Origin of the sequence: Pelagihabitans pacificus, assembly GCF_009371985.2 — a bacterium.
GTDB lineage: Bacteria > Bacteroidota > Bacteroidia > Flavobacteriales > Flavobacteriaceae > Pelagihabitans > Pelagihabitans pacificus.
In genome coordinates this window covers 53,653-76,381 of sequence record NZ_VIKU02000009.1, presented here as the reverse complement: position 1 = coordinate 76,381, position 22,729 = coordinate 53,653, and the positions used below count along the sequence as shown (strand labels likewise).

The 22,729-nt window shown below is 44.6% G+C and carries 21 protein-coding genes; 8 read left to right on the top strand and 13 right to left on the bottom strand.

The genetic code is table 11. The features are described 5' to 3' along the window. Positions 1-92 precede the first annotated feature (92 nt). The 4 genes from FK220_RS19350 to surE all read right to left on the bottom strand — a co-directional run bounded on the left by FK220_RS19350 (position 93) and on the right by surE (position 3,019). Complete coding sequence (locus FK220_RS19350) at positions 93-647, bottom strand: C40 family peptidase (RefSeq protein ID WP_152576012.1); 555 nt, start codon at positions 645-647, stop codon at positions 93-95. Between the two features lie 94 nt (positions 648-741). Further along, positions 742-1,863: a lipid-A-disaccharide synthase gene (gene lpxB / locus FK220_RS19345; protein WP_152576011.1), complete on the bottom strand. Its 1,122-nt coding sequence runs from the start codon at positions 1,861-1,863 to the stop codon at positions 742-744. Between the two features lie 99 nt (positions 1,864-1,962). Beyond that, positions 1,963-2,247 carry a hypothetical protein gene (locus FK220_RS19340; protein ID WP_152576010.1) on the bottom strand — a complete coding sequence of 95 codons (285 nt, stop codon included), beginning with the start codon at positions 2,245-2,247 and terminating at the stop codon, positions 1,963-1,965. Continuing rightward, positions 2,240-3,019, bottom strand: coding sequence for a 5'/3'-nucleotidase SurE (gene surE / locus FK220_RS19335; protein ID WP_152576009.1), 780 nt, complete (start codon positions 3,017-3,019; stop codon positions 2,240-2,242). The genes FK220_RS19340 and surE overlap by 8 nt, the downstream gene beginning before the upstream one ends. A gap of 180 nt (positions 3,020-3,199) precedes the next feature. Between surE and FK220_RS19330 the strand changes: the two genes are divergently transcribed. Then, positions 3,200-5,335 (top strand): carboxy terminal-processing peptidase, encoded by a 2,136-nt coding sequence (locus tag FK220_RS19330; RefSeq protein ID WP_152576008.1) that lies wholly within the window; start codon positions 3,200-3,202, stop codon positions 5,333-5,335. Positions 5,336-5,418: 83 nt separating this feature from the next. Here the strand turns inward: FK220_RS19330 and msrA are convergent, their stop codons facing one another. Beyond that, entirely contained in the window at positions 5,419-5,970 is a 552-nt protein-coding gene (gene msrA / locus FK220_RS19325) for a peptide-methionine (S)-S-oxide reductase MsrA (RefSeq protein WP_152576007.1), read from the bottom strand. Further along, positions 5,960-6,424 carry a peptide-methionine (R)-S-oxide reductase MsrB gene (msrB, locus tag FK220_RS19320; RefSeq protein ID WP_152576006.1) on the bottom strand — a complete coding sequence of 155 codons (465 nt, stop codon included), beginning with the start codon at positions 6,422-6,424 and terminating at the stop codon, positions 5,960-5,962. Before msrB ends, msrA begins: the two co-directional genes overlap by 11 nt. An 86-nt stretch (positions 6,425-6,510) precedes the next feature. Between msrB and FK220_RS19315 the strand changes: the two genes are divergently transcribed. Beyond that, the gene (locus tag FK220_RS19315; protein ID WP_152576005.1) at positions 6,511-6,723 is read left to right on the top strand and encodes a hypothetical protein; all 213 of its coding nucleotides are present in this window, start codon (positions 6,511-6,513) and stop codon (positions 6,721-6,723) included. Then, positions 6,720-7,526: a DNA/RNA non-specific endonuclease gene (locus FK220_RS19310; protein ID WP_152576004.1), complete on the top strand. Its 807-nt coding sequence runs from the start codon at positions 6,720-6,722 to the stop codon at positions 7,524-7,526. Before FK220_RS19315 ends, FK220_RS19310 begins: the two co-directional genes overlap by 4 nt. Positions 7,527-7,566: 40 nt before the next feature. On the opposite strand, the gene rodA is transcribed toward FK220_RS19310, so the two are convergent. The 7 genes from rodA to FK220_RS19275 all read right to left on the bottom strand — a co-directional run bounded on the left by rodA (position 7,567) and on the right by FK220_RS19275 (position 15,640). Continuing rightward, positions 7,567-8,850, bottom strand: coding sequence for a rod shape-determining protein RodA (rodA, locus tag FK220_RS19305; protein ID WP_152576003.1), 1,284 nt, complete (start codon positions 8,848-8,850; stop codon positions 7,567-7,569). 6 nt (positions 8,851-8,856) lie between these two features. Next, positions 8,857-10,773: a penicillin-binding protein 2 gene (gene mrdA, locus FK220_RS19300; RefSeq protein WP_152576002.1), complete on the bottom strand. Its 1,917-nt coding sequence runs from the start codon at positions 10,771-10,773 to the stop codon at positions 8,857-8,859. Beyond that, positions 10,770-11,276 (bottom strand): rod shape-determining protein MreD, encoded by a 507-nt coding sequence (gene mreD, locus FK220_RS19295; protein ID WP_152576001.1) that lies wholly within the window; start codon positions 11,274-11,276, stop codon positions 10,770-10,772. Before mreD ends, mrdA begins: the two co-directional genes overlap by 4 nt. Then, complete coding sequence (mreC, locus tag FK220_RS19290) at positions 11,266-12,084, bottom strand: rod shape-determining protein MreC (protein ID WP_152576000.1); 819 nt, start codon at positions 12,082-12,084, stop codon at positions 11,266-11,268. Before mreC ends, mreD begins: the two co-directional genes overlap by 11 nt. A gap of 120 nt (positions 12,085-12,204) precedes the next feature. Beyond that, the gene (locus FK220_RS19285) at positions 12,205-13,233 is read right to left on the bottom strand and encodes a rod shape-determining protein (protein ID WP_152575999.1); all 1,029 of its coding nucleotides are present in this window, start codon (positions 13,231-13,233) and stop codon (positions 12,205-12,207) included. Between the two features lie 66 nt (positions 13,234-13,299). Then, the gene (purH, locus tag FK220_RS19280; RefSeq protein WP_152575998.1) at positions 13,300-14,829 is read right to left on the bottom strand and encodes a bifunctional phosphoribosylaminoimidazolecarboxamide formyltransferase/IMP cyclohydrolase; all 1,530 of its coding nucleotides are present in this window, start codon (positions 14,827-14,829) and stop codon (positions 13,300-13,302) included. Between the two features lie 358 nt (positions 14,830-15,187). Beyond that, positions 15,188-15,640: a GAF domain-containing protein gene (locus FK220_RS19275; RefSeq protein WP_152575997.1), complete on the bottom strand. Its 453-nt coding sequence runs from the start codon at positions 15,638-15,640 to the stop codon at positions 15,188-15,190. A 229-nt stretch (positions 15,641-15,869) separates the two neighbouring features. On the opposite strand from FK220_RS19275, the gene FK220_RS19270 reads away from it, so the two are divergent. The 5 genes from FK220_RS19270 (at position 15,870) to FK220_RS19250 (ending at position 22,726) form a co-directional block, all read left to right on the top strand. Further along, positions 15,870-16,298, top strand: a complete 429-nt coding sequence (locus tag FK220_RS19270; protein WP_152575996.1) for an HYC_CC_PP family protein — start codon at positions 15,870-15,872, stop codon at positions 16,296-16,298. A gap of 108 nt (positions 16,299-16,406) precedes the next feature. After that, a complete protein-coding gene (locus tag FK220_RS19265; protein ID WP_152575995.1) occupies positions 16,407-20,174 on the top strand; it encodes an efflux RND transporter permease subunit in 3,768 nt (1,255 codons plus the stop codon). Then, complete coding sequence (locus FK220_RS19260) at positions 20,171-21,385, top strand: TolC family protein (protein WP_152575994.1); 1,215 nt, start codon at positions 20,171-20,173, stop codon at positions 21,383-21,385. Before FK220_RS19265 ends, FK220_RS19260 begins: the two co-directional genes overlap by 4 nt. Before the next feature lie 52 nt (positions 21,386-21,437). Further along, complete coding sequence (locus tag FK220_RS19255; RefSeq protein ID WP_238719121.1) at positions 21,438-22,007, top strand: DUF3347 domain-containing protein; 570 nt, start codon at positions 21,438-21,440, stop codon at positions 22,005-22,007. Then, a complete protein-coding gene (locus tag FK220_RS19250; protein WP_152575993.1) occupies positions 22,007-22,726 on the top strand; it encodes an acetolactate decarboxylase in 720 nt (239 codons plus the stop codon). Before FK220_RS19255 ends, FK220_RS19250 begins: the two co-directional genes overlap by 1 nt. Positions 22,727-22,729: the final 3 nt, after the last annotated feature.

Below are 22,729 nucleotides of genomic sequence, written 5' to 3'. Positions count from 1 at the left end.
TCGGTATTTACCGACAATTTAATCATAATTGCCGAATAGCTTATCTGAAAGAGCAAAGAGCTTAGTAGAAGTATTCTTGAAAGCGATAGGTATTACAAAATTCTCTGTGCCTTAACAAACGCCTTGTTCCAAAAGCCTTCCCGCAAAGAAGATACGATGACGCCCCGGGAAGTGGAGGCATGAATAAATTTGACATCGTCGTTTTCAACGGCGACCACCATTCCTACATGGTTGATCCGTTTCGCACGTCTGCTGGTTCTGAAAAAAAGCAGATCTCCCTTAACGACGTTTTTTATTTTGATCCGGCGGCCTTCCTCGGCCATGTGATAAGAGGTTCTCGGTAGTCGCACATTATTCTCGCCAAAAGACACATAAAGTAGTCCGGAACAGTCCATGCCCTTCCTTGTAGTACCTCCGAATTTATATCGGGTACCGGAAAATTGGAGGGCAGTATTGATAATATTGTCTGCTTTGGAGGTAGTTGCCGGCCGGGTAATTTTTGATACCCCTTCATTGCCTGATCCGAGTTTTTTTTCCGGGGAAGCTTTCACGGAAACTTTCCGGGTTTTGCTATAAGTGGTTTTCTTTTTGACAGCTCCGCAGCCAACTACGAAAAACACCATGAAAACAAAAATGATTGTGCGCATACCAAAGAAATCATCCCGGGCGATCGGGTACTTTGGGGATTAAAATTAAAGAAATAATTTAAATAGGTGCAAGATGAAACCGCTAAGGGGCCATTTACGAAGACGATAAACCTTGTACAATGAGCCGTGCTACTTTTTCACTGGCGCCGCTCCCACCAAGTTTCCGCTCGAGTTCATCATAGGCCTCCAACTGCCGTTGTCTTGATGTGCCATCAAGAATTTTAGAAAGTTCCGAGCGTAGGTTCTTGGTATCGAGATCGGTTTGAATGAGCTCTTTTACCACTTCCCTTCCCATGATGAGGTTGACCAGTGAAATATAGTCCAGTGTGATGATTCTTTTTGCAATCTGATAGGAAATCCAATTGGCCCGGTAGCAGACCACCTGAGGCACTTTGAACAAGGCGGTTTCCAAAGTGGCGGTGCCACTGGTTACCAATGCGGCTTTGGAGAGGCTAAGCAGATCATAGGTCTTGTTCAGTACAAAACCCACGTTCGGATTGTCAAGAAAAGGCGTATAAAAATCCCGATCAAGACTGGGAGCCCCGGCGATAACAAATTCATACCCCGGAAAGTCCTTGATTATGGAAAGCATCAATTTCAGCATTTTCCGGACTTCTTGTTCCCGGCTTCCCGGCAAGAGTGCAATCAAAGGCTTTTCGCCATCCAAATGGTTTTCTTCCCTGAATTTTTGTGGGTCAACCTCCTGTTTTTGTGCCAGAGCATCCAACAAGGGATGCCCAACGAATCGAACGGGATATTGATGCTTTCGCTCGTAAAATTGTTTTTCAAAGGGTAGGATGACGTACATGGTGTCGATATCCCTTTTGATTTTTTCGATACGTTTCTCCCTCGAGGCCCATATTTGGGGAGATATATAATAATTGGTTTTATAACCGTTCTTTTTGGCCCATTCGGCAATACGTAGGTTAAAACCCGAATAGTCGATAAAAATGATGACATCGGGATCAAATGAGGCAATATCCTTCTTGCAAAAATGGATGCTTCTAAAAATAGTAGGTAGGTTTAAAAGCACTTCCAAAAACCCCATAAAGGCCATTTCCTTATAGTGTCGTACCAAGGTGCCTCCGGCTGCCTGCATTAGATCCCCTCCCCAACAACGCACCACGGCATCGCCGTCTTCGGCTTTTAAGGCTTTTATTAGGTTCGAACCATGTAGGTCGCCCGATGCTTCCCCTGCGATGATGTAATACTTCATACACTTAAAATACCAATGTCCAACATCCAAAGACCAAGCATGGCTAACGACGTACGGGAAAACCAACGTCCACCATTGAAACTTGGGTCCTTGTTTGAATTATCGAAATAGCTTATAATACAGAATCACCATGGCGGTGAGCAAGGTCGCTATCAAAACCCCTTTGGCCCTTTCATCCCTTTTTATCCGTAAGAAACCAAAGAAGGCGACCAAATTCAATATCGCGCCCAATGCCAGAAGACTGCCTACATGCCCTTGCTGTACGGCCGCTTGATAGGTCTCTACGATTCCAAACTCGGAAAATAGCAAAATGTACAAGAGGGTACCGAAGGTGTTCGCAATAAGGCCTACGGCGATACCGATAATCACTTCTTTTTTATTCATTCAGGTTCCAAGTATTGATTTGTTGTATGCTGTGGTGTGCCGTAAGGTCAAATTGGGTAGGTACAACGGAAATATAGCCGTTGGCCAACGCCCATTCGTCGGTGTCCTCGCCCTTGTCGAGCAATTCGAACTCTCCCGTAAGCCAATAATAGTCCTTTCCCATTGGGTTGGTACGTTTATCGAATTTCTCCTTCCAGTTTGCCCTTGCCTGTCGGCATACCTTGATCCCTTTAAGGTTGTCTTTGTCCAATTTAGGGATATTTACATTCAGCACAACTCCTTTTGGAATACCGTTCAGAAGCGCTTCGCTTGCAATTTTTTGTACAAATGATTTTGAGGCTTCGAAATCTGCCCTCCAGGTGTAATCGCACAACGAAAATCCGATAGCGGGAATACCTTCAATACCAGCTTCGATGGCCGCGCTCATGGTACCGGAGTAGATGACGTTGATAGAGGAATTGGAACCATGGTTGATCCCGCTTACGCAAATGTCCGGTTTACGCTCCAATAGTTCCTGAAGTCCCAGTTTCACGCAATCGGCAGGTGTCCCGCTACAGCTATACTCTTCTTTGGCGCCATCCTCGCCGAGGGAGGTCATTCTCGTGGAATAAAGGGTGTTGTCGAGCGTAATGGCATGGCCCATGCCCGACTGTGGACTGTCCGGTGCCACAACGACCACGTCTCCCAATTCGCTCATAAAACGCACCAATGATCGTAGTCCTGGAGCCGTAATTCCGTCGTCATTGGTGACCAATATCAAAGGTTTTGCCATTCTACATAATTTACTGGGCAAAAGTACGTTTTTAAAAAAGATATGACCTTCGTACCGTTTAACAAAAAATTAAACCCTGCGTCTTAGCATGGCACGGTTTTTTCAGTATCTTAGGGGATTACAAGTATTTTATAAATACCGTGACCTACAAAAAGGGGTTGCAGCTAAAAAAAATGATCAATGAAAAGGAACCTTGCTTACGCTCTATTTGTAATATTGATAGCGGTTGCATCATGTAGTTTTACAAACCAATCCGCGGATAATTTCGAGAATGATGATAAGGACAAGCTTTTGCTCGACCTTATCACCTATGTATTGGAAAAAGGACACTACGAACCCAAAGATATTGACGACGATTTTTCCGTTAGTGTTTTTGAGGATTTTATCGAGGTGCTCGATCCTACCAAACGTTATTTTCTAGAGGAAGATATTGCGGAGTTCGAGCAATATAAGTTTCAGATAGACGACCAGATAAAAAATACCGAGATTACTTTTTTTAACGCTGTATATGATCGGTTAATACAGCGAATGGAGGATGCTAAAGGAATTTATAAAGAAGTACTGGACAAGCCTTTCGATTATTCCCTGAGGGAGGCAATTGATATCGAATATGAAAACATGCCGTTTGCCGGTTCCAAGGAAGAATTGAAGGAACGATGGAGAAAGCAGTTAAAGTATGCCACACTGGGTACGTACGATTCAAAGATGAAGCGAGTGGATGCTCCTGAAGAGGATGCCGGGGAAAAGCCGATGACCCCTGAATTGGCCGAACAATCAGCAAGGGAATCTACCAGAAAGACATTGGACGAGTTCTTTGATTTTGTAGATGACCTTGAACGCAAGGATTGGTTTGTGCAGTATATCAATACCATTGTCGATGAATTTGATCCACATACCTTTTACTTCGCACCCGACGATAAGGAACGGTTCGATATGAGCATGTCGGGCAAGTTCGAGGGAATCGGTGCCCGCCTACAGAAAAAACCGGAAGGGGCAAAGATCGTTGAAATTATATCCGGTGGCCCGGTATGGCGCGATCAGCGTTTGGAAGTCGGTGACGAAATATTGAAAGTAGGTCAAGACGGCGAAGAGCCGATTAATATTGTCGGTATGCGTTTAGACGACGCTATCAAGCTAATTAAAGGACCCCAAGGTACGGTGGTAGATCTCACCGTTCGAAAAGTCGACGGGTCTTTGGAAACGATTTCCCTTACCAGGGATGTGGTGGAATTGGAAGAGTCCTTCGCCAAATCTGCCAATATTATTAAGGATAACACAAAATATGGGTTGATCAATCTTCCCAAGTTTTATGTCGATTTTGACGATTACAGCGAACGAAACGCCGCTACGGACGTCGCCAAAGAAGTACAGCGATTGAAGGAGGAAGGTGTTGAAGGCCTGATTTTGGATCTGCGTGATAACGGAGGGGGATCTTTAAAGACCGTTGTGGAGATGGCCGGACTTTTCATCAAGGATGGCCCCGTGGTGCAGGTTCAATCATCCGGGAAGAATAAAGAGGTGTACGAAGACAAGGACGAGCGCATTCAGTGGGACGGACCTTTGGTCATCTTGGTGAACGAGCTTTCTGCTTCTGCCTCCGAAATACTGGCGGCCGCCATGCAGGATTACAAACGGGCTGTGGTCATAGGAAGTCGGCAGACCTTCGGAAAGGGCACGGTGCAGAACGTAATCCCTTTGGATAACATTGTACGAAGTAATGAACATGGTGACCTGGGTGCCATCAAGTTGACTACCCAGAAGTTTTATCGCATCAACGGCGGTTCTACCCAATTAGAGGGCGTTAAGAGCGATGTGGTAGTACCGGACAAATATTCGTACATCGATTTGGGAGAGCGGGATCAATCCAATCCGTTGAAATGGGATAAGATAACCCCCGCCGACTATGAGCCGTGGAATGGTTATATCGATTATGAACAAACGGTAGCCAACAGTAATAAAAGAATGGCAAGCAACCCTCAGATCGCTATGATCGAGGAAAACGCCAAATGGTTAAAAGCCGAGCAGGAAGAGACCAAAATTTCCTTGAACTACAAGGATTATAAGTCGGAAGAGGAAAAAGATAAGGAAAAGCTCGACTACTTTAAAAAGCTCTCAGAGTACGATAACAAGCTTTCCTTTCAGTCCTTGAAGTATGAGGAGGAATTATTCACGCAAGATTCGGTTTTAAGGGAAAAAAGAGATCGCTGGCACAAGAATTTGGCTAAGGATGTTTACGTGGAGGAAGCGGTCAATGTATTACAAGACCTAAAAATCAACAACATCAAGCAAGGAAAACTGGCTAGTGTAAAAGGCTAAAGTCACACCAGACATCGTTCCATATCAAAAGAGCCCAGGATTTTATACCCGGGCTCTTTTTTTGGCTTTTACGGATACCCTGGTTATGCAGAAACATTTTTTAACTTTTTCGAATACAATGTTCGCAATTTTGCCAATTTAGGACTGATGACCACATTGCAATAGCCCTGGGAACTGTTATTCCGATAGTAGTTTTGGTGGTAGTCCTCGGCTTCGTAAAAAATACCTAGGGCTGTGACTTCGGTGACGATGGGGTCGCTGTAATACGCAGCCATTTCCTCAACGATTTCCTCGGCAATTTGTTTTTGCAACGCATTTTGATAATAGATGACCGAGCGGTACTGCGTACCTACATCGCCCCCTTGACGGTTTAAGGTCGTCGGGTCATGGGTGGTCATAAAAATCTTAAGTATATCGTTGTAAGGGATACTTTCAGGATCGTAAGTAATCCGGACCACTTCGGCATGCCCTGTTAGTCCAGAGCAAACTTCCCGATAGGTAGGTCGCCCCGGAGCAGTACCTCCGGAATAGCCCGAGACCACTTTTACTATCCCCTTTACTTCTTGAAAAATGGCTTCCGTGCACCAAAAACATCCACCACCCATCGTAGCTACTTCCAATTGATTATTCTTCATTGGGTTCTTTTGCCTTTTGTAGTTGCATCGAAGCGGAATTGATACAATAACGTAATCCGCTGGGCTTAGGTCCGTCTGGAAAAACATGCCCCAAATGCGCATCACAGGTGTTACAAAGTACCTCTACCCGAACCATCCCGAAAGAAGCATCCTTTTCGTACCGAATGGCATTCTCTTTGATCGGTTGGGTAAAACTGGGCCAGCCCGTTCCCGAATCGAACTTAATGGTCGAATCGAACAAAGGTGTATCGCAACAGACGCAATTGTATTTTCCGGCTTCATAGATACTGCAAAGTGCTCCCGTATGGGGGGCTTCCGTTCCCTTTTTTCGGGTTACCCTGAATTCCTCCGGACTTAAAAGTTCACGCCATTCGGCCTCCGTTTTCTCAACCCTGTTGTCGGGTGCCGGATTTCCTTTTACTGTAAAATTGACAATATCTTTCCAAGTAAGCATCGCTATTTTTTCTTTTTTGATGAAGATAAAAAGTTACCTTTAAACAAGCGTTGGATCAGTCGGTTTTTTTTACAAAAACTATCACGATGAATTCTTCGGATATTTCTTTTTCGGATGGCTTTCGTGGCTGTCTTAAGGGCATGCCGTTATTAGGGGTTCTGAGCCTACGGTTTGGTCAGTTTTTGGGTTCCTATGCACCACGTAGCGGAAACCATCGGTTTGGTGTTTACGCCTATAGAATAACATTGGGAAAAGAGCAATTGAATCAGTTAATTTTGGGAAGATATTTTTTTGGATGAGTCGCAACAAAACAGTATACATAGTGCTGTTGGTCATTCTTACTATCTGTTTTTGGTGGTTCGAAAATTTCTACACCCCCGATACCTATTCCGCTCCCGATGGGGAAGCAACTTCCGCTACCCGGCTGCCTGATGATCTCGTTCCCAGCTCAACTACCGGTATGGTGGTGTCCCACAATCATTTTACCCTTTCGTATAGCGAGCCCCACGAACAGGCGGAATGGGTGGCCTATCTGTTGAAAAAGGAACATCTTACCTATGAAGACCGCAAAAGACCGTATTATATTGAAGATCCCAAGGTAAGAACCAAATCGGCTGATTGGCGTAACTACAAGGGTTCAGGGTATGATCGCGGACATTTATGTCCGGCCGGGGACCGTAGGTTTTCCGAACAGGCATATAACGAAACCTTCTATACCAGCAATATTAGTCCGCAAGATCGGGACTTCAATGCAGGCGTTTGGAACAGGTTGGAAATGCAGGTACGCCGATGGGCCAAGAAAGAGGGATTATTGTTTGTGGTCACGGGAGGTATTCTGGAGGACGGATTGGAAGAAATTGGCGAAGAAGATGTCGACGTGCCGAGATTCTATTATAAAATAGTTGCCAAAGGGAAGCGGGAATCCATAAAGACCCTTGCTTTTTTGATAGAGGGAAAAGAGAGCTCCCTGCCGTTACAGCGCTTTTTGGTGCCAATAGATGAAATTGAGGAGCGTACCGGAATCGATTTTTTTCAAGCGTTCCCAGATACTATGGAGGCTGACTTTGAAAGCGGGGTAAGCACCAGTGGTTGGGAATTTTAAACCGGGCAACCGGCATTGGTGTTTCGTGCGGCTTGTTTTGTTATATATCCTCTTTCAACCGATTGGTGTCCAGTTTTAGGAAGACGAATAGTAAGGCTGTAAAAAAGAGAAGTCCCGATCCGCCATAACTAAAAAAGGGAAGTGGGATACCAATAGTGGGAAGCACGCCGATGACCATTCCGATATTGATGAAATAGTGTATCAAAAGGATAGAGATGACCCCATAGCCATACATACGACTAAAGCTATTTTTTTGCCTTTCGGCCAAATATACCAGACGCAGGAGCATGAGGGTAAACAGGACTACCACTGTGGAAGTACCCACAAAGCCCCATTCCTCCCCAACGGTACTAAAGATGTAGTCGGTATGTTGTTCAGGCACAAAGTCGCCCTTGGTGCGGGTACCCTCCAAAAACCCCTTTCCAAAAAAACCGCCCGATTCGATGGCTTTTTCAGACTGGTAGGTATTGTAGCCGATGGTTTTGCGAATTTGCTCCAGTTTGTCGGGATCTTTTTCGAGACGCAGCCATAGGCTAAACCTGTCACGGTGCCGTTGTTCAAAAACATGGTTGAAGACAAAGTTGACCGACAACGAGAAAAGAATGGCTATGATTGCAAAGGAAATAAGTGGTAACAAAGGCATTTTAAACCGCTTCTTTTTCAGCAGAAAGAAGAGTACTAGTAAAAGGGCGATAGCAATACTGATCCAGACAGTGCCGAACATTAGGGTGGTTATAAATACTAAAACGGCCAAGAAACCGATTCCGAGATAGTACAATGGCAGGCCTTCCCTGAATAAGACGAACATGAGTGAGAAAAAGACCAAGGCACTTCCCGGGTCGGGCTGGGGAATGATAAGAATGGCCGGAATAAGAATAATCAGGAACGCATATAACTGATCTTTCCCACGCTTGATGTCCGTTTGTATGTCGCTGAGGTACTTGGCCAAAGCGAGGGAGGTGCACACCTTTGCCAGTTCGGAAGGCTGAAGGTTGAAGAACCCTAGATTATACCAAGAGGTAGCGCCCGCGATGGTTTTTCCAAAAAGGAAAAGCCCCAACAACAAAACAATTGAAATAATATAGAATATGCTGGAAAAGCGTTCGAAAAAACTGGCTTCCAACGCCAGGATAATCAAAATGGCAACCGCACTGGCCCCGATAAAAAACAACTGTTTTCCGTGTGACGATGAGAAGCTAAAAATCGAGGCGTCGGCGTCGGTAAAGGTACTTGAATAAATGTTGACCCATCCGATGGCTACTAGTAGCACATAGAAAAGAACCGTAAGCCAATCGATACGCCTAAGAACACTTCTACCAGACATATTCGGTCATCTTTGAAATAGTTCCAGTTCGGTTTCGGGTTTCTTGGCATGTTGGCTCCAGTCATGTTCGTTAATTTTGAACTCCTCCCCACTATAGGGTTTGGAATATTCGTGGAGCAAGGTTCTTTCCAGCATGCGATTTTCCAGGTCTTTTCGGGTAATCTTGCCCTTGATATATTTTTCAATCATCAAGGAAGCGATATGCCCGCCATAGCGGGCGCCGTAATACCCATTTTCAATATAGACGGCAATGGCAATTTTTGGATTTTCGACAGGGGCAAATGCTATGAATACGGAATGATCGGTCAATTGGGTCTTGACCCCGTCTATTTTGGTAAAGTTTTCAACGGTACCGGTTTTTCCCGCGATGGAGATATCGGGTATCTGCACCCATCGCGCCGTACCTTTATTGTACACATCGGCCATTCCTTGGATGACGGGTTCAAAATGTCTTTTGTCGATTGTTGTATGTTTGGGTTTTACAAAATCGGGCACCGTAATGTCTTTACCCTCTACCTTTTTTATCAGGTGAGGGGTATAATAATGTCCACGGTTGGCGATGGCAGCGGTCATATTCGCAAGCTGGATAGGGGTAACGGCCACCTCTCCCTGACCTATGGAATTGGATATGATATAGGAAGAGGACCAACGATTATCCCCGTACCATTTATCATAGTACTCTTTACTCGGAATCCGTCCTTTTCTCCCGGTATGCAGATCTGACCCCAAATAGTTGCCCAGTCCAAAACTCTTTACGTGTTTTTCCCAGACATCATGCGCTTCATCGGTCGTTTCGTATTGTTCGTAAATCTTTCGAAAGGTTCCGGCAAAATAGGCGTTGCATGAGTTGTAGATGCCCACGTGCATGTTTCGCATACCTCCACCACAATGGCAGCCTCGTTTTGTTCTACCGACATAAAAGCCGTTATAGCATTGAAAAGTGGTAGTAGGTTGAATCGCATTTTCCTGGAGCGCCACAAGGGCATTCAGTATTTTGAAGGGAGAACCAGGGGAGCCCTCGGCCAAGATCGATCGGTCAAAGGTAGGTTTGGAGATGGTATCATAATGTAGCTTACTATAATTCGCCGATCGCTTGCGTCCTACGAGTAACGAAGGGTCATAGGTCGGGCCGGAAATCATGGACAAAATTTCTCCCGAAGACGGTTCGATCGCCACGATGCCACCCCATTTCCCATGCATCAATCGTTCTCCATACTCCTGCAGTTCCTTGTCGATCGTGATATGTATTTCCTTACCTTGCTCCGGTTCTACATCCAGCGTTCCATCTTTGTATTTTCCGATATCCCGGTTAAATCGGTCTTTTTGTATGTATTGAACTCCTTTTCTACCCCTCAGGGTATCCTCATACACCTTTTCAACGCCGGTACGCCCGGTCAACTCTCCTTGCGTGTAGTATGGATTTTTTTGGATATCCCGTTCGTTCACCTCACTAATGTAACCGAGCACGTTCGCGGCACTTGGGGTATCGTAATAGCGCAAAGAGCGTTTTTGAATATAGAAACCATGGTAATGACGCATCTTTTCCTGAAGCCGCGCATAGTCTTGTTTGGAAAGTTGGGGAACAAAAACCGAGGGCAATCTTGGGGAATACACCCGTGCTTTTTTCAATTCCTTTACAAACTTTTCCTTATCGATACCCAGTAGTTTACAGAATTCAAGGGTGTCGAGTGGTTTTACTTCCCTAGGAATGACCATCACATCATAGGCAGGATCATTACCAACGAGCAACTTACCATTACGATCGTAGATATAGCCCCGTTCCGGATAGTCGTAGATTGCTTTGATAGCGGGGTCCTCCAACAGTTGGTCAGGGGAAAAACTAAAGATTTGCAAATAGCTCAGCCTGCCGAGAAAAGTAATCCCGATGATAACAATAATGGAGGAGAGTAGTAGTTTCTTCATTCTTTTCGAACGCTAAAAAGTGAACTGAACAAAAGGCAGAGCACCAAACTTGCCATTCCTATGGCCAATACTTTTTTGAGAATCAGCAATATGTTGGAAAAACTGAATAGCTCTAAGGTAAAGAATACAGTGTGGTGCACTACTATTAATAACGCCAAAAATGTAAATTGTTGTGCTTTCGTACTGCTGGAAAGCCTAAAACTTTGAAATTCGATATTTACCCCAAAAACGAATCGCATAATTGCGGGCCGTATATAGGCAATCGTCACCGTGGATGCCGCATGAATGGCCATCGTATCGGAAAAAAGATCAATGAAAAGTCCGAGCAAAAAACTAAGGCCGATGAAGGCCGCCCTATTTTCCTTGATGGGATACCAATAAAGAAACAGGATGTAGACCATCGGATTGATGAACCCGAAAAAGTTAAGCCTATTGAAGACCAATACTTGTACAAGTACAAGCAATGTAAACCTGATGATATTTACAAAATAGCTATTGCTCATTTACGGTTTCCGCTTCGAGTTCCAGAATCTGTTCCCGATCGGTATTGTTTACGATATAAACGTTCTTGATGTTGGTCATATCATTAAATAGGCTTACATCGATACGATAAAAACTTTTCGAGGTATCCAAGTCAAACTTTTGAATAGTACCTATTGGGATATTTTCCGGGAAAATACTGCTCATACCACCGGTTACGATGGTATCGCCCACCGTTAGCGGTACCAGCCTGGGAATATCTATCAGTTGTACTACGTTGTATTTCTCGGTATCCCAAACCAATGACCCAAAGTGGTTGGTATTCTTAAGTTTGGCATTGATAGTTGATTTCTCGTTCAAGATACTTTGCACCGTAGCGTAACGACTTGAAGTGTTTTCGACGATACCGAGGATGCCTTTTTGGGTAATGACTCCCATATCGGGTTGTATGCTGTCCCTACTTCCCCTATTGATCGTGATATAATTCCGGGGGTCGGCATAACTATTTTTGATAACCTGTCCCGTAGCTATAGTATATACCATTTGCGCAGAGTCTATTTGCACAGTGTCCCCGACCCGCGCATTGAACAGTAATCTCCGTAATCGTTGATTTTCTTCCACCAACTTTTGATTTTCTTCCGAGAGTCCAAAGTAAGAGGAGATACTGTTGAACGTACCGTATATACCACCGGTAATCCAATTTGAGGAATTAAAAAAACGCGATTGGTGGTACGAGTGCGACTGAATGGTAAAGCCTAAGGAAACCATCAATAGGAATAGGTACAGCAAAAAGTCTTTATTCCGTATTACAAAATTGATGATCTGTTGCATTCACGATCTAATTTTAGCTATACTCGAAGATTCAAAAGGAAGAGATAGAAGGGGATTTGATCGAATGACCATATGCTTAATCGCATAGCTTTACGCTATTTCCCTAAATTCCAGATATTATCATTTAATTAGAATACTCTTGTAACGCTCTAGGTTTTTCAAGGCAATTCCGGTTCCTCTTACCACTGCTCTTAAAGGGTCTTCGGCGATATACACCGGAAGATCGGTTTTTTGGGATAGTCTTCTGTCCAATCCCCGTAACATAGATCCACCGCCAGCCAGATAGATTCCGGTATTGTATATATCGGCGGCTAGTTCAGGGGGGGTCTGTGACAAGGTTTCCATCACCGCATCCTCTACGCGAAGAATCGATTTGTCTAACGCCTTGGCAATCTCGCGATAGGAAATTTGTACTTGTTTTGGTTTTCCCGTTAACAGGTCGCGCCCCTGCACCGACTTTTCGTCGGGAGGATTTTGCAGGTCCTCGGTAGCGGAACCGATTTCTATTTTGATATTCTCTGCCGTGCTTTCGCCGACATATAGATTGTGCTGCGTACGCATGTAATAAATGATGTCGTTGGTGAAGACATCACCAGCAATTTTAACCGATTTGTCACAAACGATTCCACCTAGGGCGATTACCGCGATTTCCGTAGTACCTCCTCCTATATCGACAATCATATTGCCTTTGGGCTGCATGATATCCAAACCGATACCGATGGCGGCGGCCATGGGCTCGTGAATAAGGTATACCTCTTTTCCGTTCACACGCTCCGCAGATTCCTTAACGGCACGCATCTCTACTTCGGTAATTCCGGAGGGAATGCAGATAACCATTCGCAAGGCAGGGGGGAACCACTTCTTCTTTAATGCCGGAATATTCTTGATGAACATATTGATCATCTTTTCGGAAGCATCAAAATCCGCGATGACCCCATCTTTCAACGGCCGTATGGTCTTGATGTTTTCATGGGTCTTGCCCTGCATCATATTGGCTTCCTTACCGACAGCTATTATTTTACCGGAAATACGGTCTCTGGCCACAATAGAGGGACTGTCCACGACTACTTTGTCCATGTGGATTATGAGGGTGTTCGCAGTACCTAGATCGATAGCGATTTCCTCGGTCAAGAAATCAAAAAATCCCATTTTAATTTGTTTGGTTATGTTACTAGTTCGAGTGGGGCGTATGTTTCATCGACAAAAATAATGAAATTAATGCTTAAAATGACGGGTGCCGGTCATTACCATGGCCACCCCGTTTTCATTACAATAGTCGATGCTCAATTGGTCTTTGATAGACCCACCCGGCTGTATAACGCTCGAAATACCGTTTTTATGCGAAATTTCTACACAATCCGGGAAAGGAAAGAAAGCATCGCTCGCCATGACCGCTCCCTTAAGGTCAAAATTGAACGACTTAGCTTTGTGAATGGCCTGGTTCAAAGCATCTACGCGTGATGTTTGTCCGGTACCGCTAGCGCATAATTGTTTATTTTTAGCAAGCACGATGGTGTTCGATTTGGTATGCTTACAGAGTTTGGAAGCGAAGATCAGGTCTTCCAATTCCCTCTTTGAAGGCTCTTTTTCGGTTACATATTGCAATTCGGCAACCGTATCGGTCTTATGGTCCTTATCCTGTACCAAAACCCCGTTTAGACAAGTCCTGACAATGGTATCGGGCAAATCGACTTCATTTTGGATCAAGATAATGCGATTTTTCTTTCCCTTTAGGATTTCCAAAGCGTCATCGGAATAGCTGGGTGCGATGACCACCTCACAGAACAATTGGTGAATTTCGGCCGCGGTCGGTTTGTCTATTGCCACATTACTGATCAGAATGCCTCCAAAGGCTGAAACCGGATCGCCCGCCAAAGCGTCTAAATACGCTTGATGAATGGTCTCCCTTGTTGCCAGTCCACAGGCGTTGTTATGTTTTAAAATGGCAAAAGTGGGGTCGTCTTTTTTGAACTCGTTCATCAATAATACGGCGGCATCGACATCGAGCAAATTATTGTAGGATAGTTCCTTACCGTGCAGTTTGGTAAACATCGCCTCAAAATCCCCAAAAAAGAACCCGCGTTGATGCGGATTTTCTCCGTAACGCAATACTTTTCCATTCGTTTCACTAATTTTTAGGGCAGCTATTGCATGGTCTTTGTTAAAATAGTTGAAGATGGCCGTGTCGTAATGAGAGGACACGTTGAATGACTTTGCGGCAAAACGACGACGGTCTTCCAGGGTAGTACTTCCGTTTCCATCGGTGATCAGCCCAAGAAACTCTTCATAATCCTCCATGGAGGAAACACAAAGCACGTCTTGGTAGTTCTTGGCGGCAGCGCGGATCAACGAAATGCCCCCAATATCGATTTTTTCGATGATTTCTTGCTCCGTAGCACCACTAGCAACCGTTTTTTCGAAGGGATATAGGTCAACGATGACAATATCGAGTTGGGGAATCTCAAACTCCTCCAACTGGGCAACATCCCCCTCGTTGTCCTGTCGGTTCAATATACCCCCGAACACCTTGGGATGCAATGTTTTGACCCTACCGCCCAGAATCGATGGGTAACTGGTCACTTCCTCTACGGGCACTACATCGATACCCAAGTCCCTAATAAATTTCTCGGTACCACCGGTTGAGTAAATAGTGATTCCCAATTCCTGGAACTTTTTGACGATAGGTTCCAAACCGTCTTTATGAAATACTGAAACAAGGGCTGAGGTGGCTTTTTTGTTACTCATTTTGGTGTCTTTCGAGTTGTGGATTAGAGGCACAAAAATAAATTTTTTAAGGGCAATAAAATCCTAAGGTTATCAACAAAACCGTTAAAGTTTTAAACGTTATGTGCCATTCATCGTAAGAACTGACGGTTTCCCTCTTTTTCCGTCGATTTTCAAGGGTTCGGCGAACATCGACATGGTGCCGCTGATTTTGATTTCCCAGACGCTGAAAGTGTGAAAACTGGCTTGACTCAAAAAATCTATCCTTTATAAATGCATGGGATGGATTTTTATATCATCCTTGGTATTTGCTATCAAATCCACGGTACCGGCCTTTTTGTGGCAAGTGGCCAAAAATCAAGATATAGGCATCGGCGAATTATGTCAAAAGAGCGGCCACTTCCTCATTGACGAATTCCAAAAACCGTTCGTCTTCCGCTGTGAAGGGATCTGGAGTATTACTATCAATATCAATTTGACCAATATTTTCCCCGTTTACGAATAAAGGGACTACAATTTCGGCCTTTACGGTAATGCTGCACGCAATGTAGTTATCCTGTGCATTCACATCCGGCACGACAAAATTTTGGTTGCTTACCGCGACCTGGCCACAGATTCCTTTCCCGAAAGGAATGATCGTGTGGTCGGTAGGTTCCCCGGCATAGGGCCCAAGCTTTAGTTCTTCCTTGTTCCCGTTTCGGAAGTAGAATCCGACCCAGTCGTAATAGTCGACCTCTTCTTGTAACAATTCGCAGAGTTTCTGCAGCCGGGCTTCCACAGGAATTTCAGCTTTTAATATTTCCAGTACCTTGGGGCGCAAGTCAAGTTTCATGGCAATCATATGCTATTACGGTTCAAATGTCGATTTTTCATGTATAACTTACAATACGAAAGCGCTTAAATATTCGTTAATGTAGTATGGTGTCGATGAAGTCGGGTTCGGAGGCTTATAACTGAAGATAACTAAATGGCCTGTTTGGTCGTTTTTATCCGATTGAGCTACCCAAAAAATCATCAAAGTAAAAAAACGAATCTTTAAATTTCGTAATTTTGCAAAACCAATGAAAGAAGTCCTTCGAAAAATAGCATCTATTTCAATGGCACTTATTGTGCTGTTCTCCACCATGAGCTTTTCTGTGGACATGCATTATTGTGGGGAACATTTGGTGGATTTTAGTCTTTTTGAAGAAGTGGATACCTGTATCATGAAGACGGAAGTAGCTCGGTCATCCACGGCTTGCAACGTCATGGACAAGGCACTTGAAATGCACTGTTGCTCGGATGTGGAAGTTGTGATCGAGGGTCAAGATGACCTAAAGACATCCTCTAATCAGCTTTCCTTGGACCAACAAGTGTTCGTTGCCTCTTTCGTTTATTGCTACATCAACCTTTTTGAAAAATTCGATGAAAACGTAGTTCCCTTCAGGGACTATTCGCCCCCTCCGCTGATACGGGATGTACAGATTCTGGATCAGACCTTCCTCATTTGATTTTTAAATTTTAGAAATAAAGCCCAACAGTATCCACTGTTTTTGGGCCAAACCTGTTTACCGCTGGTGTAGGCCAGCACTATTTCTAATGTTTAATCATCAATGCACATGCTGAACAAAGGCATTAAATTTCTTGTCGAGAACAAACTGGTGGCGATATTGTTACTGCTCCTATTCGTGGGTTGGGGGATGGTGAACGCACCTTTCAATTGGGAAACGGGTATCCTGCCGAGCGACCCCGTTGCTGTGGATGCCATTCCCGATATCGGGGAGAACCAACAGATCGTCTTTACAAAATGGCCGGGACGTTCCCCTCAGGACATCGAGGACCAGATTTCCTATCCGTTGACCACCTCGCTATTGGGCATTCCGGGGGTCAGGACGATACGGAGTTCTTCGATGTTCGGTTTTTCCAGTATCTACATCATCTTTGAAGAGGATGTGGAATTCTATTGGAGCCGTAGCCGAATCCTTGAGAAATTAAATTCGCTTCCAAGCAATCTTTTACCAGAAGGCGTAAACCCGGCTCTGGGGCCCGATGCCACGGGATTGGGCCAAATTTTCTGGTACACCCTCGAAGGAAGGGACGAAGAAGGAAACGTAACCGGTGGTTGGGACTTGCAGGAGTTACGTAGCATTCAAGACTACTACGTAAAATACGCGCTTTCTTCCGCAAGCGGCGTTTCCGAAGTGGCCTCCATTGGTGGTTATGTGCAGGAATACCAAATTGATGTCGATCCCGAACTGATGAAACAGTACAATATCGGTCTAGGTCAGGTGGTCAAGGCCGTGAAGCAGAGCAACAGGGATATTGGCGCACAGACCTTGGAAATCAACCAAGCGGAATATCTGGTACGTGGCCTCGGCTATGTGGAATCACTCGATGATATTAAAAATGCGGTGGTTACTTCGGAGGACTTTACCGCTATCAGGATAAAGGATGTTGCCAATGTCTCCCTCGGCCCTGCCGTTCGGCGTGGCATTCTCGATAAGGAAGGAGCAGAAGTGGTCGGAGGCGTGGTAGTGGCCCGATACGGTGTAAATCCCTTGGAGGTCATCAACAACGTCAAGGAGAAGATACAGGAACTGAGCCCGGGACTTCCCTCCAAGGAATTGAATGACGGAAGGACCTCACAAGTAACGATTGTTCCCTTCTACGACCGTACCGAACTGATTCAGGAGACCCTCGGAACGCTCAACGAAGCATTGACCTTGGAAATACTGATCACGATTCTGGTCATCATTATCATGGTATTCAACCTGCGGGCCTCCGTTTTGATTTCCGGGCTATTGCCCGTGGCCGTCCTGATGGTCTTTATTGCCATGAAACTCTTTGGGGTCGATGCCAACATCGTGGCCCTTTCGGGCATCGCTATTGCCATCGGTACCATGGTGGATGTCGGGGTCATTCTTTCAGAAAACATTATTCGACATCTGGACGAAAATAAGGATAAGCTCCCCATCAACGAAGTGGTTTACAATGCATCGGCTGAAGTTTCGGGAGCAATTTTAACGGCGGTAATGACGACCATTATCAGTTTTATTCCCGTGTTTACGATGATTGGTGCCGAAGGAAAGTTGTTCCGTCCATTGGCGTTCACAAAAACCTTTGCACTAACGGCTTCCATTATCGTTGCGATGTTTTTAATTCCGCCCTTTGCGGCTTTCCTCTTTAAAAAGAAACGCAGCAAGAGTGTTATGGGGTACGTATTCAGTGTACTACTCGTCATTGTTGGACTTATCGCGGTAGTGTACGGCTTTTGGTTAGGACTGGTCTTAATGGCGTTTGGAACGGTACGCCCTTTAAAGAATGCTGAACTAGCAGGGCGTTTGTTCAACGGGTTCTCGCTTTCGGAAAAACAGGCCAGCCTCTTGAACGTCATTATTTCCGCAACAGCTGTTGTATTCTTACTAGCTACCTATTGGAGGCCCTTAGGCTTCGATAGAAGTATTATTATCAACCTGTTTTTTGTAGGATTGATATGCTTTGGGTTGCTGGGCGTTTTCATCCTTTTCAGAAAATACTACACCCAAATACTTCGTTGGGCGTTGCGCAACAAACTGGTGTTTCTCTCCATACCAACGGTAATCGTCGTTTTAGGGGTGTTGATCATGCAGAACACGGGAAAGGAGTTTATGCCGGCACTCAATGAAGGATCTTTTCTTTTGATGCCCACCTCGCTTCCCCATGCGGGGGTCGCGGAAAACAAGCGGGTGTTGCAACAGTTGGATATGGCTGTGGCCAGCATCCCTGAAATCGAGACCGTGGTGGGTAAAGCGGGACGGACGGAATCCGCACTTGACCCGGCTCCGATGTCTATGTATGAAAACATCATCCAATACAAATCCGAGTATCTACGAAACGAAAAAGGCGAACGCCTACGGTTCAAGGTCAATGCAGACGGTCTGTTTGAATTAAGGGATGGAAATTTCGTACTGAATCCGAACACCATTATGGATGACGAAACCTCAGAATATAAGGACTCGGACATAGAACGTTTTTCCGAAATAACATTCGAAAATCTGATTGCCGACCCGGGCGGTGAATATTTTAGGCAATGGCGCCCCGAAATCAATTCTCCCGATGATATTTGGAACGAAATCGTAAGCGTAACCCGATTGCCGGGGGTAACGTCCGCACCCAAACTACAGCCTATCGAGACCCGCTTGGTCATGCTCCAGACGGGAATGCGGGCACCCATGGGCATCAAGGTCAAAGGACAGGATCTACGTCAAATCGAGGCTTTTGGAATCCAACTGGAAAATATTCTAAAGGAAGCGGAAGGGGTAAAAGATGAGGCCGTATTTGCGGATAGAATAGTTGGCAAACCGTATCTCCTCATCGATATCGATAGGGAAGCTTTAGCAAGATATGGCATCCTCATCGAGGACGTGCAACGGATTTTGGAGGTGGCCGTTGGCGGGATGACCCTTACCCAGACCGTTGAGGGAAGGGAACGCTACGGCGTTCGGGTTCGCTATCCAAGGGAACTTCGGGAAAATCCGACAGACATCAAGAACATCTATGTTCCGGTATCAAAAGGAAGTCCCGTCCCGTTGAGTGAATTGGTCTCGATACGCTATGAAAAAGGCCCTCAGGTCATCAAAAGTGAGGATACGTTTTTAGTCGGGTATGTACTGTTCGATAAATTGGATGGTTTTGCAGAAGTGAACGTGGTTGAAAACGCCCAAGCCCTGATTCAAGAAAAAATCAATGAAGGCGAGTTGGTCGTACCCAAAGGTATTAACTACCAATTTACGGGTACTTATGAAAACCAGTTACGGGCGGAAAAAACATTATCGGTGGTTGTGCCTTTAGCCTTGTTCATTATCTTTTTGATTCTATATTTCCAATTTCGTTCCGTATCCACTTCGTTGATGGTCTTTACGGGAATAGCGGTAGCCTTTGCGGGGGGATTCCTAATGATATGGCTCTATGGTCAAGATTGGTTCCTGAATTTTAATTTTTTCGGAGAGAACCTTCGTGACCTATTTCAAATGCACACTATCAATTTAAGTGTAGCCGTATGGGTAGGATTCATAGCGCTCTTTGGTATTGCAACGGATGATGGCGTGGTCATGGCCACCTATCTGACGCAAACTTTTGACCGGAACCAACCAAATACTTTGGAAAAGATTAGGGCTTCGGTTGTTGAAGCTGGGGAAAAACGGATTCGTCCATGTTTGATGACAACGGCCACAACCATACTGGCCCTGTTGCCCATTTTGACCTCCACGGGAAGGGGAAGCGACATTATGATTCCCATGGCCATTCCGTCTTTTGGGGGAATGTTGATTGCGCTGATCACCTTGTTTGTGGTTCCCGTACTGTACAGTTGGAAAAGCGAATGGCAACTTAAAAGGATAAATCAATGAAGAAAATAGGAAGCATACTAATTGGGCTGATGATGGGCATTGTAAATGCCCAGGATTTGGAATCGTATATCCTAGAAGCGGAAGCTAATAATCCAGAGGTGCAGGCATTTGAAATACGCTACAACATTTCCAAAGAAAGAGTGGGCGAAGCGAATGCATTGCCCAATACAGAAGTAAGTGCTGGGGTCTTTGTTAGCGAACCTGAAACCCGTACAGGGGCACAGAAGGCACGGTTTTCGGTCAAGCAAATGCTTCCTTGGTTCGGCACGATAACCGCTAGGGAAAACTATGCCAATGCTGTGGCCGAGGTCGATTATTTAGATATCGCTATTGCGAAACGAAAACTACGGTTATCTGTTTCCCAATCATACTACAGACTATACGCTATCAAGGAAAAGCAGAAGGTTCTGGACGAAAATATCCAATTGCTGGAAACCTATGAACGCTTGGCTTTAACCTCGGTGGAAGTGGGCGACGCCTCCGCAGTGGATGTATTGCGATTGCAAATCCGTCAAAATGAACTGCAAGAGCAAAAGGAGGTATTGATGCAGGAATATTTATCGGAGCAAAGTGTTTTTAACAACCTTTTGAACCGAAAGGAAACACTTGCCATTGACCTTATTGATAGCCTGGCGATTACCAATGAAATGGAACAAATAACCATGGAATTGGAACCGCATCCCGAACTGGAAAAGTACGATAGACTCTACGAATCCGTAGCTGAATCGGAAATACTGAACCAAAGGGAGGCCAATCCCAATCTAGGTTTCGGCCTCGACTATATCCCTGTGGCGGAAAGGGCCGGAATGGATTTTAGCGATAACGGTAAGGACATTTTGATGCCGATGGTATCGCTCTCGATTCCCATTTTCAGCAATAGATACAAATCCCGTTCGGTGCAAAATGAATTACGTCAAGAGGAAATCAATGCGCAAAAGACCAATCGAAAAAACCGATTGGAAACTGTTTTGAATACCTCCATCAACAAGAAGGAAGCGGCCAAAATCAAATTCAACACACAAAAGAAGAATTTAAAACAAGCTAGGAACGCAGAGGAAATCCTGATTAAAAATTATGAAACGGGAACCATCGACTTTAACGATGTGCTCGACATTCAGGAACTACAACTGAAGTTTCAGACGACTCAAATCGAGGCCGTAAAAAGCTACTATTCGCAAATGGCGGTCATCAACTACTTAACGAGTCAATAAAAAAGAAAATGTAATTAATAGAAAATCAATGTTTAATCTAATATCTAGAAAAATGAAAATCAGTGAAACAAACAGTTTGAATCAAAACAAGATGCTAGTGGTAACCGCAGCAGTCATTATGACCTTGTCATCCTGTGGAGAAAATAAAAACAAACAAGATGCGAAAATCGGCACACAACAGGAGATAGAACAAGCAAAAAATCAAATGGCGGATATCGCAGACGCCTCCTTCTCCGATGAAATGACCGGAAAGGTCTTCCATAACTACCAACAAGTACGGACGGCACTGGTCAATTCCGATTCTGAGGAAGTACGAACCGCCGCTGGAAACCTTGCGGAAAGTTTTTCCGAAGAACGGGAAGACATGAAAGCAACGGCTATGGCCATGGCCGAAGCGACGGATATTGAAAAACAGCGCGAACTCTTCTCCGGCTTCACGGAAAAGGTCGAACCCATGTTGAAGGAATCCATATCCGAAGGAACGATTTATAAACAATTCTGCCCAATGGCCTTTGATGGTAAGGGTGGATATTGGATTTCCAATGTGGATGAAATTCGAAATCCCTATTACGGCGAGAAGATGCTCAAGTGTGGTAAGGTGGTAGCGACAATTGAAAAATAATGAGATTTAAAAAGTATTTGATTTTAATTGGCTTTATAACTGCACTCCTATTCAGTTCTTGTGAAGGCACATCTGATTACGAAGTGAGGCATTCGGGTGCATTACGGCAGATGATGTTTGGAGATTTAAAGGCTACGATATCATTGGATACATTAAAGCGCAGACAAAACCTATATGCGATTGGGGCTGTGGAGGACTTAAAAGGCGAGATACAAATATTTAAAGGTGACCCACTGAATACAAGTGTAGATTCAGACGAAATTGTACTGGACCGAACATTCAACAAAAATGCCGCTCTGTTAGTATATGCTGAAGTGGAGAACTGGCAAATCGTCGAAATACCTAAAAAAATGACCATGTCGAAAGAGTTGGAGGATTTCATAGAAACGAAAGCTAAAGAGAAGGGTTTGAATATGGAAAAACCATTTCCCTTTTTGATTACAGGAGAGGCCAAGTCTTTGAAATGGCATGTTATCGATTGGGTTGAAGGGGATTCGGTTCATACACATCAAAAACATCAGCAATCGGGGATAAGCGGTATTTTGAAAGATAAGGATGTAGAGATTATTGGCTTCTATTCTAAGTCACATAAGGCCGTTTTTACCCATCATACAACATTTGTTCATATGCACTTCAAGGATACAGAAGAAGAAAAAGCAGGGCATGTAGATGAACTACGCTTAGGCCCAAATATGAAATTGAAGTTGCCTAAAATCTAGGAG

What these genes read in the sequence shown, in the direction of transcription:
- FK220_RS19350 (WP_152576012.1), bottom strand. Translation starts at nt 647, where the DNA reads ATGCGCACAATCATTTTTGTTTTCATGGTGTTTTTCGTAGTTGGCTGC.
- FK220_RS19260 (WP_152575994.1), top strand. Translation starts at nt 20,171, where the DNA reads ATGAAGAAAATAGGAAGCATACTAATTGGGCTGATGATGGGCATTGTA.
- mreD (WP_152576001.1), bottom strand. Translation starts at nt 11,276, where the DNA reads ATGAGCAATAGCTATTTTGTAAATATCATCAGGTTTACATTGCTTGTA.
- mrdA (WP_152576002.1), bottom strand. Translation starts at nt 10,773, where the DNA reads ATGAAGAAACTACTACTCTCCTCCATTATTGTTATCATCGGGATTACT.
- mreC (WP_152576000.1), bottom strand. Translation starts at nt 12,084, where the DNA reads ATGCAACAGATCATCAATTTTGTAATACGGAATAAAGACTTTTTGCTG.
- rodA (WP_152576003.1), bottom strand. Translation starts at nt 8,850, where the DNA reads ATGTCTGGTAGAAGTGTTCTTAGGCGTATCGATTGGCTTACGGTTCTT.
- FK220_RS19310 (WP_152576004.1), top strand. Translation starts at nt 6,720, where the DNA reads ATGAGTCGCAACAAAACAGTATACATAGTGCTGTTGGTCATTCTTACT.
- purH (WP_152575998.1), bottom strand. Translation starts at nt 14,829, where the DNA reads ATGAGTAACAAAAAAGCCACCTCAGCCCTTGTTTCAGTATTTCATAAA.
- FK220_RS19330 (WP_152576008.1), top strand. Translation starts at nt 3,200, where the DNA reads ATGAAAAGGAACCTTGCTTACGCTCTATTTGTAATATTGATAGCGGTT.
- FK220_RS19285 (WP_152575999.1), bottom strand. Translation starts at nt 13,233, where the DNA reads ATGGGATTTTTTGATTTCTTGACCGAGGAAATCGCTATCGATCTAGGT.
- FK220_RS19255 (WP_238719121.1), top strand. Translation starts at nt 21,438, where the DNA reads ATGAAAATCAGTGAAACAAACAGTTTGAATCAAAACAAGATGCTAGTG.
- lpxB (WP_152576011.1), bottom strand. Translation starts at nt 1,863, where the DNA reads ATGAAGTATTACATCATCGCAGGGGAAGCATCGGGCGACCTACATGGT.
- FK220_RS19265 (WP_152575995.1), top strand. Translation starts at nt 16,407, where the DNA reads ATGCTGAACAAAGGCATTAAATTTCTTGTCGAGAACAAACTGGTGGCG.
- surE (WP_152576009.1), bottom strand. Translation starts at nt 3,019, where the DNA reads ATGGCAAAACCTTTGATATTGGTCACCAATGACGACGGAATTACGGCT.
- msrA (WP_152576007.1), bottom strand. Translation starts at nt 5,970, where the DNA reads ATGAAGAATAATCAATTGGAAGTAGCTACGATGGGTGGTGGATGTTTT.
- FK220_RS19275 (WP_152575997.1), bottom strand. Translation starts at nt 15,640, where the DNA reads ATGAAACTTGACTTGCGCCCCAAGGTACTGGAAATATTAAAAGCTGAA.
- FK220_RS19270 (WP_152575996.1), top strand. Translation starts at nt 15,870, where the DNA reads ATGAAAGAAGTCCTTCGAAAAATAGCATCTATTTCAATGGCACTTATT.
- FK220_RS19315 (WP_152576005.1), top strand. Translation starts at nt 6,511, where the DNA reads ATGAATTCTTCGGATATTTCTTTTTCGGATGGCTTTCGTGGCTGTCTT.
- FK220_RS19340 (WP_152576010.1), bottom strand. Translation starts at nt 2,247, where the DNA reads ATGAATAAAAAAGAAGTGATTATCGGTATCGCCGTAGGCCTTATTGCG.
- FK220_RS19250 (WP_152575993.1), top strand. Translation starts at nt 22,007, where the DNA reads ATGAGATTTAAAAAGTATTTGATTTTAATTGGCTTTATAACTGCACTC.
- msrB (WP_152576006.1), bottom strand. Translation starts at nt 6,424, where the DNA reads ATGCTTACTTGGAAAGATATTGTCAATTTTACAGTAAAAGGAAATCCG.